This is a genomic window from Streptomyces daliensis, from assembly GCF_054782395.1.
On sequence record NZ_BAAGSO010000100.1, the window covers coordinates 23,975 to 42,101 of the forward strand.

Sequence of the window (18,127 nt, forward strand, 5' to 3'; positions counted from 1 at the left end):
AGCTGCGTACGCGCACCGCAGCGACGTACGAGCAGATCAGCTGCGTACGAGCAGGACGATCCCCGCCACGACGGCGCCGAGCACGACCGCGCCGGCGCCGTAGGCGAGGCGGTGCGCGCGCAGCACGGGCAGTGCGCGGTCCACGGCGTACCGTCCGGGGCCCGTCAGGGTGAGGCCCGCGGCCACGGCGGTGAGCAGCAGCTCGTACTCGACGCCCTCGGGCGCGAAGAAGCTGCCGTTCCACTTCACGGCGAGGGCGTTGAGCATGGTGCCGAACACGGCGGCGCCCGCGAGCGGGGTGAGGAGGCCGAGGACGAGCGCGAGGCCGCCGAACGTCTCGGTGAGACCGGCGATCACGGCCATGGCCTCGCCGGACGGGTACCCGGCGGAGCTGAAGAACTGGCCGGTGCCTTCGAGGCCACCGCCGCCGAACCAGCCGAAGAGCTTCTGCGCGCCGTGCGCGGCCATGGTCAGACCGAGCGCGATCCGGAGGACGAGCAGTCCGGCGTCGTAGGCGTGCGGCGTGGCCGCCTGCGCGTCGGCGCCGGTTGTCGCGGGGTCGGCGGTGCCGAGGGTGGCGTTGGCGTGAGGGGCGTGAGGGGCGTGAGGGGACGGCATGAGCGGAGGCTCCCTACGTCGGTCAGTGAGGCGTGCGGATCCCGCGCGGACGGCCGGCTCGAAGAGGACGGTGAGCCTGCCGTGCCCGCTGGGATCGACGAGCTGTTGTTCAAATTCAAACCAGCTCGGTTCGCCCGACGGTAGTCGATGGTTTGAATTTGAACAACCGCGTACCATGGGCGCATGGGTAACAGCGGCTGGCTGAACGAGCGGGAGATGGCGGCCTGGCACGGCTTCGTCGAAGCGAGCAACCGGGTCGACCGCCGTCTTGAGCAGCAGCTCAAGGACGATGCCGGGCTCTCGCACCCGCAGTACGAGATCCTCGTCCGCCTCGCCGAAGCGCCCGACGGCGAGATCCGGATGACCGAGCTGGCCAGGCTGCTGATCACCTCGAAGAGCGGGCTCACCTACCAGGTCGGCCAACTGGAGAAGCGGGGCCTCGTGCGCCGCCGCTCCTGCCCGACCGACGTACGCGGCGTCTTCGCCGTACTCACCGACGAGGGCAGGCGGCTGCTCGAAGAGGCCGCGCCCGGCCATGTCGCGACGGTGCGCGAGGTACTGATCGACGTCCTCGACGAGGCGGAGCTGGACGTGCTCGCCCGCGCCCTCGGGCGCGTAGGACACCGTCTTCGCGGGCCCGGCCACCAGGATGAGGGGAGCCCGCGCGGGTAGCGGCGGGGGTGCGTGCGTGCGGGTGGCCGTATGCCCCGTATGCCCTTTGTCACAAGGTGGGCGGCGCGGAACCGGGAAGGTACCTTTCCGCGTTCTGTCCATCACCCGCACTCGCCCACACTCGCCACCAGGGCAGAGCACCCGGCCGACCGGCCATCCGACCGACCACCCGCATGAACCACCGCTAGCGCACACCGCCTCACCGGCCCCGTCCCCGCGACGCGGCCGGCAGGGCGAAAGGGGAGCGCCGTGAACCTGCTCGACGTACTCCTGCTACTCGCAGTGCTCGTCTACGCCGTCTCCGGCTATCAGCGCGGACTCGTCGCGGGGCTCGTCTCGCTCGCCGGGTTCGTGGGCGGCGTGGTCGTCGGCGTGTGGCTGCTGCCCTTCGCCCTCGATCAGGTGACGGAGGGCACCACGGGCGCGACGGTCGTGGCCCTGCTGACGGTGCTGGTGCCCGCCCTCGCGGGGCACGCGCTCGCGGCGCCGCTCGGCTGGCGGCTGCGGCGCGGGCTGAGCTGGGCGCCGGTGCGGTGGGCCGACGGTGCCGGGGGAGCGGTGATCAACGGGCTCGCCGTGCTGGTCGTCGCCTGGGTCGCGGCGAGCGCCCTCGCGGCGTCGCCCTCGCCGGTGCTCAACCAGGCCATCAGGGGCTCCTCCGTCCTCGGTACCGTGCACGACCGTATGCCCGCCCAGGCCGCGACCTGGTTCAACAGGGCGACCGGCGCCCTGACCACCGCCGGCTTCCCGCCCGTCTTCAACCCCTTCGAGCATGAACCGGGCGTCTCGGTCGCCGAACCCTCGGGCGACTCCGTGACCCCGGCGGCGACCCGTGCGGCGCAGCGCAGCACCGTCAAGGTCGAGGGCGTGGCCAACGTGGACGGGCGCCAGCAGGGCCAGGAGGGCAGCGGGTTCGTCTACTCCGGGGACCACGTCATGACCAACGCGCACGTGGTCGCGGGGGTCGACGACCCGACGGTGCGCGTCGGCGGCGTCGGACAGCGCTACGAGGCGGAGGTCGTCCTCTTTGACCCCGGTACCGATGTCGCGGTCCTCGATGTACCGGGCCTCGACGCACCCTCCCTCGACTTCGCGGGCGACGCCTCACGCGGCGACCCCGCCGTGGTCGCCGGATACCCGGAGAACGGCGGGCTCGATCTGCGGGCCGCGACCGTCGCCGAACGCGTCAGGGCACAGGGGCAGGACATCTACGGCAGCAGCCTCAGCACCCGCGACATCTACGCCCTGCGCTCCACGGTCCGCCCCGGCAACTCCGGCGGCCCCCTCCTCACCACCGACGGCAAGGTGTACGGCGTCATCTTCGCCCGCTCCACGAGCGACGCGGACACGGGTTACGCCCTGACCGCCGACCAGGTCCGCGCCCACGCGAAACGCGCGTCAAACGCGACCCAGCCGGTGGACACGGGGAACCGCTCCGCGTTGTGAGCGGGGTTCTGGGGTGGGAGCGGTGCTCTCGGGGGTGAGCGGTGCTCTGTGTTGTGGGCGCCCCTTCGGGGGCGAGCGCCGCTCCCTGTACGAGCACCGCTCTCGGGAAGGCGGGCATCGGACGGCAGCCCCGAGGATGATCCGGCCCGCCCGCTCATCGAGGCCATCGAAGCCCACACCACCGCGCTCGACCGCATCGGCCGCAACCTCAACCAGATCACCTCCGCCATCCACCGAGGCACCGTCCCCGAACAAGCCGAGGCCGTACTGGCCCGCGTCGAGCAGGCAGCCCAGAGCAGCTATCGGTCATGGACCAGCTTCTGGCCGAAGGCGCCAACCGTGGTGCCTGACGTCTCCACCGGATCCAGCACACGCGGCCTGATCCGCTACCTCTTCGGCCCCGGGCAGCGCGACGAGCACACCGACCCGCACATCGTCGCGGCCTGGGACATGAACGGAGCCCCGGACCCCGGCCGCGATCCCGAGGCCACCTTCCCCCCGCTCGCCAAACGCCTTGACCACCACGTCGACCTGCGCACCCGCGAACTCGGCACCCGGCCACCGCGGCACGTATGGCACTGCCCCGTACGCACCGCGCCCGGTGACCGCTACCTGACGGACGCCGAGTGGGCGCAGGTCGCCCGCCGCATCATGGCCGCAGCCGGTATCGCACCCGAGGGGGACGAGAAGGCGTGCCGGTGGATCGCGGTGCGCCACGCGGACGACCACATCCATATCCTCGCGACCACCGTGCGCGATCCTCGCGACCACCGTGCGCGCCGACGGCCGCCGCCCCCGCATTCACCGCGACGGTCAGCGTGCCCAGGCCGAATGTCGCGAGATCGAAGCCGACCTCGGGCTGCGCCGCCTCAAGCCCGGCGACCTGACCGCACCCCGTACACCGACCGGCGCCGAGCGGGCCAAGGCCCAGCGCCAGGGCCAGACGGTCACCGCGCGGCAGTGGTTGCGCGAGGAGGCGTACACCGTCGCCGCGACCGTACGCAGCGTTGAGGACTACTTCACCGTGCTGGACTCGCTCGGCATCCAGGTCAAGCAATGCGTCGGTCCCGAGAGCGGTGAGGTGACCGGCTACAGCCTCGCCGCCCCCGGCGACACCAACGCCCAGGGCAAGCCGGTCTGGTACGGGGGCTCGAAGCTGGCGCCCGACCTGTCAATCAACCGTCTACGCGAACGCCTTTCCACTCAGGATGTGGCCGACAGCCCCCGCCAGATGACGGATCCGGCCGATATCTGGCGCCGCGCTGAAGACGCCATCCGCCACTCCCACCACGTCCTCGATACGAATGCCGATGAAGTGGCGCAAGGCCACCTGGACGCCTTCGGTGACGCCCTGCACACCATGGCCCTCGCCACGCACGGCCCGCATCGGGGCGAACTGCGAGCGGCGGCCCAAGCGTTCAACCGCGCCCGCCGCTCCACGATACGCGCCGACCACCAGGCCGCCAACGAGCTGCGTCAAGCAGCCAAGGAACTCGCCCACGCCCCCACCGAACCGGGCGGAACCGCCATCGCCCTGCTCTTCGCTACCCTCCACCTGGCTCGCGCCGCCGCCAAATGGCACCAACAACGCCACCACGAACAACAGGCGTCAGCGGCCGAGCAGACCTTCCGCCACCTCCAGGACGGCTACCGGCAGGCCGCCGAGCCGGTCCTGGCAGAACTCGCCCAGCGAGCCCCCTCTCCCGCAACCGCCCACCGGTTCGAGCACGAGCTTCGCGCGGCCCTGCCCGACCACGCAGAACGCATCCCCGTCGACCCCGCCTGGCCCGCGTTGACCACCACACTCGCCCGCGCCGAGAGCGCTGGCCACAATCCTCGCCGCCTCCTGGCCGAGGTCGGCACCCGCCGTGAACTCGACACCGCCGAGCGCCCCGCAGAGGTCCTCAACTGGCGTATCACCGCCCAGCTGAACAACCGCGCGCAGGCGGCGCGCATGCGAAGCACTCATCACCCCACGGCCCATACACGGGCCCCTGCGCGCTCCGCGGCTGCAACCGTGAAAACAGAGGGCAGGGAACGGAGGCGCCGTCGGTAGTGAAGGAGCCGCTGCGGGCTCTATCCAAGGGGCCTCCGTGCGCGCACTTCATGCGGCTGAGGCTCCGCTTGAAGTGGCAGGTCCAAGCGTCCGTGGACCGGCCAACCGCCCGGCCCACGCACGTACCTCGGCCAGGTGTTCCATCTGCAGCCCGACGTGCGGGTCGGGCTGCAGGAGGAGAGTCTCCGGGCCGCGCTCGGTGCGTTCCGCAGCCCATTCGTGGTCGAGTCCGGTGAAGTCGTCGTCGATCCAGGTAGCGGGTGCTTCGTCAAGCCAAGGGTCGACGTGGTCGCGTTTCCACAGGTAGCCGTTGGGATGGCTGGTGGTGATCTGTGGGCGCGGGAGATCGACGTGAGGGAAGGGTGGGAGTCCGAGGAGGGGGTCTATCAGGGTGGCGGCGTCCTGGCGCCAGCTCGTGCACCAGACGGGGGTGAGCAGGCCGGTGCGAAGCACGTCCATGAGCAGCGGGCCGTGGGCCGTGTTGAGCCAGACCGTCACCGGGTCGTCCGGGTCCCGATGGGAGGGGACGACTTCGTGGTGGACGTGGCTGGCTGGTCCGGCCCCTTCGTCGTCGGGGAACGGTATGAGGACGCCGTCGATGTCGAGGAGCAGGTAGGGCACACGCATCGGTTCCTCCGTGGGAGAGCCGGGGCTGGTGTCAGAGCTTGCGTGCGGTGATCAGCAGAGTGGTGGGCCAGCAGTGCTGGCGGGCGTCGTGGAACTCCTGGGCCGAGGCGAGCCATAGGCCCGCGCGGTTGAGGTGCTTCTCCCAGTGGTCTGCGTCAAAGTCCCAGCGGATGAGGGGCAGACGGCTGCGATCAGGCAGGACGACGGAGTCACGACGGGGCCGGTCGTCGGCGGAAGGACGTCTGCCGGCGCGCAAGGGGTGAGGCACTGAGAAGGCGAGCAGGCAGCCCGGTTTGAGGTGGTGCGCGATGGCAGGGAGCAGGAGTTCGGGAGCGACGAGTCCGACGGCGCCGAAAACGGAGTAGATCGCGTCGAAGGGCTCGTCGGATGCCTGGAGGTAGTGCAAGGCATGACCTGCCACGAGGGTGAGGTTGGCGAGGCGTCCGTAGTGGGAGCGGGCCCGGCGGACCTGGAGGCCGACCAGGTCGACGCCGGTGACGCGGGCGCCGTGGCGGACGGCCAGACAGGCGGCGTTGTGTCCGGGGCCGCAGCCGAGTTCCAGCACCCGCTTGCGGCGCAGGTCCGGGCCGAGGGTTTCGGCGCCGGGCCCGCTACCTGGCCGTGTAGTCCACTCCACGCGGGCCGGTACGGGCAGCGGCTCGGCCGGACCAGCCGCGGTGCGCTGGAGGGCGTGGGCGTACCACGGGGTGGTCTGGGCGAGCATCTACGCCTCCAGGAGCTGCAGGGCATCGGTGAGGTGGCGGCGTACGACCCTGGTGTACGCCGGGTCCGAGGCCGGGTCGTTGATCCAGCGGATGGACTGCTCCATGAACCACTCCACGGCCCAGATCCGGTGCCATCCCAGCGCCCATTTCTCGGCCGCGAGCCCGCCCCGCTCGGCGAGGGCGTCGGGTGTACCGCCTTCCGTCACGTACGACTCCAGAAGGGCGCGCAGGCGTACGGGGTCGGGGGCGTCGACGGTGCCGTGCCAGCTCGCGAGGTCGAGCAGGCCGGGACCGGTAAAGGCGCGGGCGAAGTCCAGCAGGCGCCAGCCGCGCTGGCCGATGTGGAGGCTGGTGGGGTGGAACTCGGAGTGCACCCAGCCGAAGGGCGCCACGGTCGCTCCGGCCGAACGGGCATCGGCGCCCTGGGCGATCCGTTCAAGAGAATCCTGGATGTCGTCCGCGTCCTGCCAGCGTTCTTCCTTGCGGAGCTGACCGAGGTGGTCGAGCGCCCGGCCCGGCAGGGCACGGAGCCCGTGCTCGTCGAGGACAGGCAGGGAGGCTGCGCTGCGGGTGCGGTGCAGGACCACGGCTGCGGCGGCACCGTCGAGGTCGTCTGCTTCGCGGATGGGAGAGCCAAGGTCTTCCAGCAGCATCCCCAGCCAGCCGTCCTGTACGGCGGAGGCGAGGACCTGCGGGACGGGGATGCCGAGATTGTGGGCCAACCGCAGCGCCTGGTCCTCGCAGTCGAACGGTTTCCTGGCGTACTTGAAGATCGCCATGGTCCTGTCCGGGAAGGTCAGACGTTCGACGCCGGACATGGACCACACCCGCACCTCCTCACGGGCCGGGGCGGGCCGGCCCGTGATGGTGAGCAGGCTCTCCAGGAGTTGGGTGTTGAGTTTCGTGTCCATCAGAAGGCTCCAGTGCGGTGGGAGGTGTCCGGGGTGGGCGGGGGGCGGCAGCCCGCCCCGGACACCTGGTCGGGGTTACGTGGGATCGCTCACGCGGTGGGCGTAGATCTGCTTGATCCATCCGGCCTTGAAGGCCGCGAGGTCGTCACGGAAGGCGGCCATCGAGGCACCGTAGGGCGCCACGACGCCGCCGGACTGGTCCGGCACGGACTGGCAGCCGTGCACGAGCCGTCCGCCGAGGGCGGCGTGTGCCTTGATGGACTCGATGCGGCGGTGCTCGTTGAACCAGCCGCCGTGGTAGACCTCGTCCAGCATCCCGCCCGTCTCGTCGTCCAGGTCGAAGACGACGGAGGTGGCGGCCGGGAAGAACCAGCACGGGCCGACGTTGGAGATGCGCCCGTCCAGCTCGACCTTGTTCAGCGCCATCAGCGTCGCCGCCTCGCGCAGCATCCGCAGATGGTCGGAGGTGAACTGCGGGAGCCCGAGGCTGGCGAGGTGCTCGTCTCGGAAGAGGTACGCGTACACCTCGTAGGCGGTGCGCAGCACCCGGGCCGCGTCGGATGTGGACTCGGCGTGGGTCTTAATGAAGTCGAGGGCAAGCTGCTCGACAGCACTCTCGGCGGTCTCCTCCGCGTCCAGGAGGCGGGCCTTGACCAGTTCCCAGTCGGCGACGAGCCATGTGCTGGACTCGAAGCGGAAGAAGTGGTCAGCGGGATCGATGGTGATGCGTCGGCCGTCGATCTGGATGCCAGGCAGTCGGCGCCAGCGCTCGTCTAACGCCTCGGGCAGTTCGACCGTGATGGCCGTGGTGTCGATGGTGGTCACCGTGTCTCCGTCTCTGTTCGGGCATACGAATGCCCGAACCCGGTGTCGTTGCAGGATTCTTCGGAAGCCGCCCGGATTGGCGGGGGAGCCTGGGGCGTGTTGAGCAATTCCGGGCGGCTGTACTTCAGTGAACCTGTCGTCACGCACAGTGGGTACGGTGAGAGGCAGTTGAAGCCGTATACGCGGTTTACAGCCCCCCGGAACGGAGGCGAACGTGGCAGCCCAGAGGGAACCCAACTGGCGCCTGCGTGAGACCATCGACGCGGTCGGCTGCACGTATGAGGCGCTGGCGAAGGACGTACGACGCATCGCCGCCGAGAACGGCGAGATCCTTCAGACGAACAAGTCGGCCATCTCCCACTGGGTGGGCGGCGTCCGTCAGCCCACCGGCCGGGCCGGCGGCTACCTGGCCGAGGCGCTCTCCCGCCGTGCCGGGCGTGTCATCACCCAGGCCGAGATCGGCCTACGCTCGCCAGCTAACGATCGGGCAGATGAGCACGATCCAATTCTGACGGTCACGGACCTGGGCCGCGCCGATGTCGAGCGCCGCCGCTTCCTCGCCCTGGCCGCCTTCACGACCGCTGGCGTCGCCATGCCACTCGCCTACGACCACGAAGCCACAACGCGCATGCTGCGCGCCCGCACGGGCATGGCCATGATCGGCCTGGAAGAGGTCGAGGTCGTACGCCAGATCACCGCCACCTTCAGCGCTGCCGATGAATGCCTCGGCGGCGGCCACGGCCTGACCACCGTCACCGCCTACCTCGCAGACACTGCAGCGCCCATGCTCCGGGGGCGATTCCCCTCTGAGCCACTGCGCCGAGCAGCCTTCGCCGCCGTAGCCGAACTCGCCTACCTCGCTGGTTGGAAACACCACGACCTCGGTCAGGAGGGCGCCGCGCAGCGCTACTACCAGGTCGGCTATCAGCTCGCCTGCGAAGCCGACCCTCACGGACACGCCGCCTGGATGATGCGTGCCCTCGCCCACCAGGCGCTCAGCCTCAAGCAGCCGCACCACTGCGTGGACCTGGCCGAAGCGGCCCTGTCCCAGGGAATCGGCCACATCGACGGCCAGACCGAGGCCCTGCTCCACATCACCCACGCCCGCGCCTTCGCCGCCATTGGTGAGAAGCCCGCCGCTGCCCGAGCCCTCCTGGCCGCCGAAGACGCCCTGCTCCGCGACGACGAGCCTCAGCCCAGCTACTCCCGCGTCAGCGGACCAGCCCCCGGCACCGTCGCCAGCCACACCGCCCGCACTCTCACCGATCTGGCCGATCACGTAGGCACCGAGCAACAGCACCGGGACGCCCTGACCCGCTGGGATCCGGAGAAGTACAAGCGTGTCCACGCCCTCACCTACGCCGATCTCGGCGACAGCCTCGCCGCCCAGGCCCGCGCCGACGAGGCCATCGCTGTCTGGTCCCAGGCCCTGACGCTCGTAGAGGGCATGACCTCTGACCGCACCCGCAAGGCGATCACTTCGATGAGGTCGCCGCTTGCCATCTACCAGCGGCGCAAAGTGCCCGGTGCCGCTGAACTCGACCGCCGTGCACGCGAAGCACTGGCATAGCATCGCCCCGAACCTGGCCGACGAAGGGACGCGACGTGGCTCAGCCGAACACCGGGGACCAGACCAAAGCGCTCAAGCCCGCCCTCGAATCCATGACCCTGCTGGTCGCCGCCGTCATCGTCCACGACAAGGACACCAACCGCGTCGTGCTCCTGCAACGCAGCGAGAACGCCAAGTTCGCCCAGGGCATGTGGGACCTCCCCGTCGGCAAGAGCGATCCCGGTGAGCCGATCACGGAAACGGCGGTCCGAGAGCTGTACGAGGAGACGGGGCTGGTTGTGAAGCCCGAGTCCCTGAAGGTAGCCCACATCATCCACGGCGCCTGGGGCGTCGAAGCCCCCAACGGCTTCCTCACCGTCGTCTTCGCCGCCCACGAGTGGACCGGCGAACCCGAAAACCGCGAACCGCGGAAGCACGCGCAGGTGTGCTGGGTCGGCGCGGAAGCGATCCCTGACGAGTTCGTGGACACCACCGCCAGCGCGCTCCGCAGCTACCTCGGCAACGGACCGCAGGTCTCCCTCGACGGATGGCACTGACGCCCTTGGTCAGATCCCCGTGTCCTGAGAGCCCGGCACGCCGTCTAAACTGACGCGCCCTCTCGACGGAGTGTTACGCGCTACTTACCGTGGGTCCAGGAGTATGCAGGGTGTGCTGACTCGTGGGGGGGCCATGCAGCGCAGGAGCGAGCTACGTCGAATCGTCAGCGAGTTTGGTGCGACATGTAAGCAAGCGTTGCTTCACGGTCAGAAGGAAGCCGCGATACGCCGGGCGGTGGAGACTCTTCTCGTCGACGCCGCAGGCGTGTTCGGACTGCAGGCCACGCTGCATGCCGAGGTCGCGATCGCAACGCACAGGATCCGGCCCGACCTGGCCGTGCGAATCGGGAAGCTACCGCGCAACATCGTCGGCTATGTCGAGCTGAAGAGCCCGGACAAAAGCGTGATCCATCCTGGCGGACTCAACAAGCGCGACCGCCGTCAGTGGGAGGGGATGGCGAAGCTCCCCAACTTGATCTACACCAACGGCCAGACGTGGATCATGTACCGCTCGGGCGAACAACGCGGCGACACCATCCACCTGGAAGGCGACCTCCGCACCGCCGGCGCGCGCTTACGGGTACCGACTGCCAACGAAGCAGCCTTCGAAGCAATGCTGACTGCATTTTTCGGTTGGCAACCGAATCCACTGACGTCGATGCGGGACGTGGTCGCCCAGGTAGCTCCCCTGTGCACTCTCCTACGCGACGCTGTCCACGATCGCCTTGACGCCGAAGCCAACCTTCCTCGCCGCCAACGTCCTTTCACCGACCTCGCCTCCACTCTTGAGGTCGATCTCTTTCCCACTTCAGACGCCCGGGACAAACGCGCGGCATTCGCTGATCGCTACGCCCAGTCCGTCACCTTCGCTCTCCTACTCGCCAGCTCGGACACCTCAGACGATCACGAAAGCTCACTGGCGAGTATGAGCCTGCATGAGATCGGTCGACGCCTGGGTGCGGAGCACTCGGTCATGGGCCGCGCTCTGCAGATTCTCACCGACCAGGTAGAGGGGGAATTTCGCGACAGTCTCGACATGCTCGTCCGCGTCATCGACGCGATCGACTGGAGCAGTGCCCTGGCCGACGATCCGGGCTTTCATATCCATCTGTACGAGCACTTCCTGCAAGAGTACGACGCCGACTTGCGCAGGGACTCCGGCACCTACTACACCCCAGCCCCGCTGATGACGGAGATGATCCGGCTTGTCGATGAGGTGCTGGCCATCACACTGGATTGCCCGGACGGGTTCGCCGATTCCGGCGTGTCCATCATCGACCCAGCGATGGGCACCGGCACATTCCTCACTGGCATCATCGACCTCGTCGCCCGGAAGCAGTCCGAGGGCGGAAACGAAGGTTTCCGCTCGGAATCCGTACAAGAACTCGCAGGGCGGCTGATCGGCTTCGAAAAGCAAATGGGCGCCTTCGCCGTAGCCCAGATGCGTGTCGGGCAGATGTTGCGCCAACTCAATGCTCGGGTCCGGCTGCGTGACATGCGACTGCACCTGGCCGACACTCTCGCCGACCCCTGGCGGCCCAGTGAACTCTTCGAGCGATACGGCGCCTTGTGGGGGCCCTTACGTGATGACGCCGAGGCTGCTAGCACAATCCAGCGCAACGAACGCATCACCGTCGTCATCGGCAATCCTCCCCACCGTGAACAGGCAGAGGGACAGGGCGGATGGATCGAAAACGGCTCACAAGGACGTGGCGCTGCACCACTGGACGACTTCCGACTACGGGGTTCGACCGGCGTGTATGAGAATAAGCTAAAGAGCCTGTGCACCTACTTCTGGCGCTGGGCCACACACAAAGTATTCGATCAACACGATGACCACCGCCACGGCATCGTCTGTTTCATCAGTACCGGTGGGTTCATTCGCGGAAGCGGCTACCAGGGTATGCGCTCCTACCTACGGCACACCTGCACCGAAGGATGGATCATCGACCTTACCCCCGAAACTAAAAGACCCCCACTCGACAGCCGCTTCTTCCCTGGAGTCCAGCAGGAGTTAGCAATCGCTATCTTCGTTCGCCGACAAGGTAAGCGATGCGCTGACCTGGCTCCCGTTCACTACGCGGCAATCCATGGCACTCGTCAGTACAAGGAACAGCAACTGCAAGATCTACGCATCAACGGAACCGGATGGCGTACATCCCACCCCACCGAATACGCGCCATTCACACCTGCCTCTAGCAGTGGCTGGGAGAGTTTTCCTACCCTCACAGACCTCATGCCATGGCGCAAACCCGGTATCACCACCAACCGCAACTGGGTCATCAGTCCCTCCAAGACCGCCTTGGGACGACGTTGGGATCTCCTGATCCAAGAACGTGACCCCATCGCGAAGCAGGCACTGTTCAAGGCGACCGACGGCCGCACGCTGGAGAAGAACGCCCCACAGATACCCGGCCACCCGCACCCACCCGGCCCCCTATTGGACGAACGCGGCCCTTGTCCCTCCCCGAGACGGATCGCCCGCAGAGCGCTGGACCGTCAGTGGCTCATACCGGACGGCAGGCTCATCGACCGTGCACGCCCCGATCTATGGCGTGCAGCCATAGATGATCAGATCTTCGTTGTCGAACAGCACGCCCAGCGCCTGCAGACCGGCCCCGCATTGCTGTTCTCCGCCCTAATACCCGACGTTCACTACTTCAACGGAAATGGCGGTCGCGTACTTCCCCTCTTACACGCCGACCGCTCCCCGAACATCACCCCGGGCCTGCAGAATCACCTGGCTAATTCCTACGGACTCGGGGAAATAGCCCCCGAGGACTTACTTTCTTATATCGCCGCCGTCGCGGCTCACCCCGCCTTCACCGAGCGCTACACAGACGACTTGAACTCCCTCGGAGTACGTATCCCTCTGACTGCCGACCGCGACTTGTGGCACAAAGCAATAGGGCTGGGTCGCCACATCCTATGGGCCTCCACCTTTGGCACCCGCTGCGTCAACCCAGATGACGGCCGACCAGCAGGCAAGTCGAACTGGTGGCGGCCTCTGTACCCTGAGATCAGGTACGCTCGAGAGGTTGACCCTACAACGCTACCTTCCCGTTTTACATACGACGCCGAGAACGAGAATTTGATCATCGCGGGGGGCGTATTCACCGGGGTTACGCCTCGCATGCGCAATTACACGACTGGCGGGCGCAATGTACTCGACAGTTGGCTCGGATACCGTAGTATCCGAGCTACCGGCAAAGTGACCAGCGACCTCGACCGCGAGCGCCCTGAACGCTGGGACCCCGATTGGAGCCGGGAACTGGTTGAAATCCTTTCCGTGCTCAGCCATCTCACGAGACTGGAACCAGAGCAGGCTGAACTCCTCAAGGATATAGCCTCTGGCCCTCTGATCGACATCGGCGAACTGACTCGACGTCACATTCTCCCGGTGCCCGAACATACGAAGAAGTTCCGCACCGCCCCAGACAACGCCTTCCTGCCGGGCATGGAAACCGTCGATGGCAAGCCACCTGGACCTGTCGACCCACTATCCATCCCGGACGACTCCGCAGGAAGTGCATCGTCAAAGTCACGGCCCCACTCACCTGGGCGGCCTGGTTCTCGCAACCGACGACGCCGTGATCAAAGCTGAGGCACCGCACGAGTGAAGTCAAAACGCGGCGGGTCGAGGTAGCCCCGGACGAAACGGGTTCAGCACACATGAGACCAGAAAACCTCGCGAACATATGAGAACCAGAGAGGGGAATCTTCGCAGGTCAAACGCCCAATAGTCGGCGTTCGCGCAGGTCACAGCCCCGCCCAAGGAAAAACTCCTAAAGCGGGTGTCGCAGGTTCGTGTCCTGCCGGGGCACAGCGCAAAGGACCCTGGGAACCGCCGAAGCGCCATTCGCGTGAACGCCGCTCCGCTCAGTGACTCGGCTCACGCGGCTCCCACATGCTTCGCATACGCTCACGCGCCTGGTCGGGGGCGGGATCTCGTTCAAAGACACCCGGACAAACTCGATGGATGATGTCGATCCCGTAATGGTGCAGAAGGTGGCGTTCCTTGGGCTCAAGAGGCTGAGGGAAGAGCGCTGCGAGGCGGTTGACCACGCCGGGGGCGTAGCGCACGTAGTCGAGCAGCTGAGCCAACGCCTCGCGTACGTAGCTACGCTCGACGCGCGACTTCGCCTCGATGAGTTCTCGCCCCTCGGGGCCGTTCAAAAAGATGTCACAGATGCCCGCAGCGCTAGCGAAACGTTTCACCGTCGTGTTGTTGAGAGTCTCGCAGAACTCGATGACCAACGCCGACTCATCACGGTTGAAGAAGACCTGCTGAGCAGCCCGCTCAACGGTCGTATAGCGGGTGTGCTGTCGCTCCACCGGCAACTCGCTGGCCGTGCCGGGCGGTGCCACAGCGCCAGCGTCCTCCAAGGCCGTCCTGGTGCTGATGAGCAGGCCGTCGATTCCTGAACGAGCTTGCTCCCCAGAGAGCACCAGCTGTCCGGGGTACTGAAAGTTGGGCTTGTAGCCGAGGAGAGCGCTCAACGCGGTGTACGGAATCTCCGCCAGCTCGAACTGGCGCAGGCTGTAGACCGTGTGCCAGCTCTCGCCACCCTGCTTCGGGGGCCACATCACGTCGGCGAAGGAGCTGTTCTGAAAGATGGCCCCGACCTCGCCGATCGCACGTACGCGGTTCTTCCCCGTGAAAAGCACCACGTCACCTGCGGAGACCCCCGCCATCTTGCTGTCGTGACCTGACGTAGCACCCCAGAAGCGCGCCTGACCGTCCGGGTGGAACTCCTTTAGGCGATTCAGCTGGGCTTCCGTCAACCTCTCGGCGTACTTAGCCTCGGTGAACGGCACCAGCTGGTCCAGAGTATCTTTCCAGTGTCGGCGCGACTCGGCCCTGCCGTACGCCGGTGAGACCAGCAGACGTGTCGCGAAGCTTGAGTCGGCGGGACCCTTTCCCGCTTGGCCTCCCTCGACACGGAAGCCGAGCCGGGTCAACACCGGTACAACTGTCTCAGCGCCTCCGGAGAAGTCACCTGCCCTCAAGGCGCGGCCGTCCACATGACGGTGGGCCACGCCGACGATGGCCTTCGAGTCATACCGACGACCCTCGTGAAGGATCAAGTAGTCTCGCGCAGGCTTGAACCCGTAATTGTCGAGGAACACCTGCCTACCGAGGTCGTCGCACTCTGCCAGTGCCTGAAGCACGTGATCACGGGTTATGCCATCGATTCCCACACTCGAATCATATGACTGGCGGTCAGCTTGGTGACGATCGGCCACAGTTACTGGCGCGGGCTGTTCCTCAGTGCGGCTCTCCTGTGCCACGCCGTATCAATCGAACCGTTCCGTGCGTGCGCGATGGGTGAGCGGGCTGTCGGGCGGCGGCCTGCTTGGGCCCGTCCACCCGCTCCCAAGCGTGAGCACCGCTCCGGCACGGTGACGGCGCACAGTGCGGATGCGGGCGCCCTCCGGTTCCCCGCTGCGCTGCGAGAGAATCGGCAGCGCACCCCACCGACTCCCGCACCCCGACAGACCCCGGAGACCCCGTGCCGCTGAAGATCAGCATCGATCCGTCCGCGCCGGACGCACCGTACGAGCAGTTGCGTGCCCAGATCTCGCGTCAGGCGCGCGGGGGCAAGCTGCCCACGGGGTACAAGCTGCCGACCGTGCGGGGGCTGGCCGAGGAGTTGGGGCTCGCGGCGAACACCGTCGCCAAGGCGTACCGGGCGCTGGAGGCCGACGGGGTCATCGAGACGCGGGGGCGGAACGGTACGTACGTCGCCGCCGCGGGTGACGCCGCCTCGCAGGAGGCGGCCGAGGCGGCGCAGGCGTACGCGCAGCGGGCGCGGCGGCTCGGCCTCGACCGGACCGCCGCGCTCTCCGCCGTGGAGGAAGCGGTGCGCGCGGCGTACGGGACGAGGTAACCGGCCGCGCCCTCCGTCTCGCCACCGCGACCGACACCGCTCCGACCCCGGCCCCGGTCAGTTCAGCTTGTTCACCGCCGTCGCCGTCGTCTTCTTGAAGGCGGCCAGCGGGGCCTGGTCCAGATGGCCCATCTCCGCCCAGCGGACCACGGTTACCGTCTTGCCGTCCCGGCCCACCGCGAAGAGGTTCACGCCCGGCTCGGATTCGGGGATGGAGGTGTGCACGCCGTAGACGTGGGCGCTGTCCCCGGCGGCCACCGTGCCGTAGTCGTCCCAGGAGGCCGAGCCGCCCGGAGTCTCGCGCAGCCAGTCGGCGGCGCAGGCCGCGACCTTCTTCTCCAGCGACGTGGCCAGCGCCTTCGCCGCCGTCACGCTGCTCGCGACGACGCTGACCTGGGCCGCGTGCGTGTCGTAGTCGGTGCCGAAGAAGCGGTGGTAGGTGCCGCCCCCGGCAGGGACGGCGCCCTCCAGGCAGAACGGCTCCGGGTCGGGCAGGCCCTTGGTGACCGTCCCGGCGAACCAGGGGGAGGAGCTGTGCGGCGGCAGCTCACCGGCGTCGAGGAACCCGGGGGCCGCGGCCACACGCGCGCCGCTCCCGGCGGCCCCCACCGCTCCGGCTGACCCCGTCGTCCCGGTTACCCCCGTCGCCCCCGCCGCCGCTCCCGAGGCGACCATCGTGCCCAGCGCGGCGGTCGTGACGACGGCAGCCGCGACAGCGGTACGGATCGGATTTATGCGCATTCAATGGACCTTTCCCCCGTAAGAGTGCTGACGCCCCATAAGACAGCCCTGCCACGGTGAAGGTTGCACGGAACGCGGGCCTTCGCTTCGTCCGCCCTCGCCCCCCTCGCCTCCTTTACCGGGCGGCGGTCTCTTCACAGACGGGAAACCAGGGGCATCCTGGTTCCCATGCCGTACACCGACGCCCGTCTTCCCAGGGCCCTCGTCCGCCGTCCCGGTCCCCGCGTCGCGGAGGGACTGGTCACGCATATCGACCGGTCGCCCGTCGACCCGGGGCTCGCCTCGCGGCAGTGGGCGGCGTACGTACTGGCGCTGCGCGCCCACGGGTGGGAGACCATCGAGACCGAACCCGCGCACGACTGCCCCGACGCCGTCTTCATCGAGGACACCGTGGCCATATACCGGGGAACGGCGCTGCTCACCCGCCCCGGCGCCGCCTCACGGCGCGCCGAGACCCGCGCCGTGGAGGCCGCCGTCAAGGCCCTCGGGTGCTCCGTGCTGCGGGTGGAGGCACCGGGCACCCTGGACGGCGGCGATGTGCTGAAGGTCGGCGACACCGTGTACGTCGGAAGGGGCGGGCGTACCAACGCGGAGGGCGTGCGGCAACTGCGTGCCGCGTTCGTGCCGCTCGGCGCACGCGTCATCGCCGTGCCCGTCAGCTCCGTGCTCCACCTCAAATCGGCCGTGACCGCGCTGCCCGACGGCACCGTCATCGGCTATCCGCCGCTCGTCGACCACCCCACACTCTTCCCCCACTTCCTGCCCGTCCCCGAGGAACAGGGCGCACACGTCGTCCAGCTCGGCGGCACCGCGCTGCTCATCTCGGCCGCCGCGCCGAAGACCGCGGAGCTGCTGAACGACCTCGGCTACGAGCCCGTCCCCGTGGACATCGGCGAGTTCGAGAAACTGGAGGGCTGCGTCACCTGTCTGTCGGTACGCCTGCGCGGCTGAGCAGCCGCGTCCTGGCCGCCATCAGCGCGAACCCCAGCAGATTCTCGCCCCGCCACTGGGCCGGATCGCGCACCCGCTCATCGTCGGCCGGCAGCCCGACGCCCCACACGCGGTCCAGGGGGCTGGCCTCCACCAGCACCCGGCCGTGCGTACCCAGAAGGAACTCCCGCAGCTCCTCGTGCTGCCCGAACTTGCGGACGCTTCCCTCGACGACGATGCCGAACCGCTCCCGCTCCCACACCCCCTCGTCGAAGCCGCGCACGGTGCGTCCCGCCGACTTCGCCTGGCGCGGGTGCGGGGCCGCTATCGCTCTGCGCTCGGCGTCCGCGTCCCCGAACAGGCGCGCCTTGCCCGCCATCATCCAGTGCTCCGCCGTCGCGTACTCCACCCCGTCGGCGGTGAAGGGCGCGGGCCACCACTGGCTGAGGCAGCCCTTCCCCGCGCTGCCGTCGCGCCGGGGACGGTGCCCCCAGAAATAGAGGTACTTGAAGCGCTCGCCCCGTGCCAGGCGCTCGGTCAGTTCGCCGACGTTCCCCACCAGCTCGTCCATGCCGCGAT

The 18,127-nt window shown here is 68.2% G+C and carries 15 protein-coding genes and 1 pseudogene; 8 read left to right on the forward strand and 8 right to left on the reverse strand.

What is annotated here, in order from left to right:
* Positions 1-36: 36 nt before the first annotated feature.
* Positions 37-618 carry a DoxX family protein gene (locus ACYVOO_RS26935; protein ID WP_461018297.1) on the reverse strand — a complete coding sequence of 194 codons (582 nt, stop codon included), beginning with the start codon at positions 616-618 and terminating at the stop codon, positions 37-39.
* 183 nt (positions 619-801) lie between these two features.
* Here ACYVOO_RS26935 and ACYVOO_RS26940 point away from each other — a divergent pair, with 183 nt between their 5' ends.
* The 3 genes and pseudogenes from ACYVOO_RS26940 (at position 802) to ACYVOO_RS26950 (ending at position 4,792) form a co-directional block, all read left to right on the forward strand.
* On the forward strand, positions 802-1,290 hold the full coding sequence (locus ACYVOO_RS26940) for a MarR family winged helix-turn-helix transcriptional regulator (protein ID WP_461018298.1): 489 nt from the start codon (positions 802-804) through the stop codon (positions 1,288-1,290).
* A 249-nt stretch (positions 1,291-1,539) separates the two neighbouring features.
* The gene (locus ACYVOO_RS26945) at positions 1,540-2,736 is read left to right on the forward strand and encodes a MarP family serine protease (protein ID WP_461018299.1); all 1,197 of its coding nucleotides are present in this window, start codon (positions 1,540-1,542) and stop codon (positions 2,734-2,736) included.
* A 339-nt stretch (positions 2,737-3,075) separates the two neighbouring features.
* Positions 3,076-4,792 (forward strand): annotated as a pseudogene (locus tag ACYVOO_RS26950) (relaxase/mobilization nuclease domain-containing protein).
* Between the two features lie 48 nt (positions 4,793-4,840).
* On the opposite strand, the gene ACYVOO_RS26955 reads toward ACYVOO_RS26950, so the two are convergent.
* The 4 genes from ACYVOO_RS26955 to ACYVOO_RS26970 form a co-directional block, all read right to left on the reverse strand.
* Positions 4,841-5,419 (reverse strand): HAD domain-containing protein, encoded by a 579-nt coding sequence (locus tag ACYVOO_RS26955; RefSeq protein ID WP_461018300.1) that lies wholly within the window; start codon positions 5,417-5,419, stop codon positions 4,841-4,843.
* A 31-nt stretch (positions 5,420-5,450) separates the two neighbouring features.
* Entirely contained in the window at positions 5,451-6,143 is a 693-nt protein-coding gene (locus ACYVOO_RS26960; RefSeq protein ID WP_461018301.1) for a class I SAM-dependent methyltransferase, read from the reverse strand.
* Positions 6,144-7,055 (reverse strand): phosphotransferase family protein, encoded by a 912-nt coding sequence (locus tag ACYVOO_RS26965; protein WP_461018302.1) that lies wholly within the window; start codon positions 7,053-7,055, stop codon positions 6,144-6,146.
* A 75-nt stretch (positions 7,056-7,130) separates the two neighbouring features.
* A complete protein-coding gene (locus tag ACYVOO_RS26970; protein ID WP_461018303.1) occupies positions 7,131-7,880 on the reverse strand; it encodes a hypothetical protein in 750 nt (249 codons plus the stop codon).
* A 214-nt stretch (positions 7,881-8,094) separates the two neighbouring features.
* Here ACYVOO_RS26970 and ACYVOO_RS26975 point away from each other — a divergent pair, with 214 nt between their 5' ends.
* From ACYVOO_RS26975 to ACYVOO_RS26985, 3 genes are all read left to right on the forward strand, one after another.
* A complete protein-coding gene (locus ACYVOO_RS26975; protein ID WP_461018304.1) occupies positions 8,095-9,450 on the forward strand; it encodes a tetratricopeptide repeat protein in 1,356 nt (451 codons plus the stop codon).
* A gap of 35 nt (positions 9,451-9,485) precedes the next feature.
* Complete coding sequence (locus ACYVOO_RS26980; RefSeq protein ID WP_461018305.1) at positions 9,486-9,986, forward strand: NUDIX domain-containing protein; 501 nt, start codon at positions 9,486-9,488, stop codon at positions 9,984-9,986.
* 133 nt (positions 9,987-10,119) lie between these two features.
* Entirely contained in the window at positions 10,120-13,590 is a 3,471-nt protein-coding gene (locus ACYVOO_RS26985; protein WP_461018306.1) for a type ISP restriction/modification enzyme, read from the forward strand.
* 275 nt (positions 13,591-13,865) lie between these two features.
* On the opposite strand, the gene ACYVOO_RS26990 is transcribed toward ACYVOO_RS26985, so the two are convergent.
* Positions 13,866-15,188: a hypothetical protein gene (locus ACYVOO_RS26990; protein ID WP_461018307.1), complete on the reverse strand. Its 1,323-nt coding sequence runs from the start codon at positions 15,186-15,188 to the stop codon at positions 13,866-13,868.
* Positions 15,189-15,499: 311 nt separating this feature from the next.
* Between ACYVOO_RS26990 and ACYVOO_RS26995 the strand changes: the two genes are divergently transcribed.
* Positions 15,500-15,877 (forward strand): GntR family transcriptional regulator, encoded by a 378-nt coding sequence (locus ACYVOO_RS26995; protein ID WP_461018308.1) that lies wholly within the window; start codon positions 15,500-15,502, stop codon positions 15,875-15,877.
* Between the two features lie 57 nt (positions 15,878-15,934).
* Here the strand turns inward: ACYVOO_RS26995 and ACYVOO_RS27000 are convergent, their stop codons facing one another.
* The gene (locus ACYVOO_RS27000) at positions 15,935-16,618 is read right to left on the reverse strand and encodes a hypothetical protein (RefSeq protein ID WP_461018309.1); all 684 of its coding nucleotides are present in this window, start codon (positions 16,616-16,618) and stop codon (positions 15,935-15,937) included.
* A 168-nt stretch (positions 16,619-16,786) separates the two neighbouring features.
* Here ACYVOO_RS27000 and ddaH point away from each other — a divergent pair, with 168 nt between their 5' ends.
* Positions 16,787-17,569: a dimethylargininase gene (ddaH, locus tag ACYVOO_RS27005; protein WP_461018310.1), complete on the forward strand. Its 783-nt coding sequence runs from the start codon at positions 16,787-16,789 to the stop codon at positions 17,567-17,569.
* On the opposite strand, the gene ACYVOO_RS27010 is transcribed toward ddaH, so the two are convergent.
* The gene (locus ACYVOO_RS27010; RefSeq protein WP_461018311.1) at positions 17,538-18,119 is read right to left on the reverse strand and encodes an NADAR family protein; all 582 of its coding nucleotides are present in this window, start codon (positions 18,117-18,119) and stop codon (positions 17,538-17,540) included. The genes ddaH and ACYVOO_RS27010 overlap by 32 nt on opposite strands.
* Positions 18,120-18,127 lie beyond the last annotated feature (8 nt).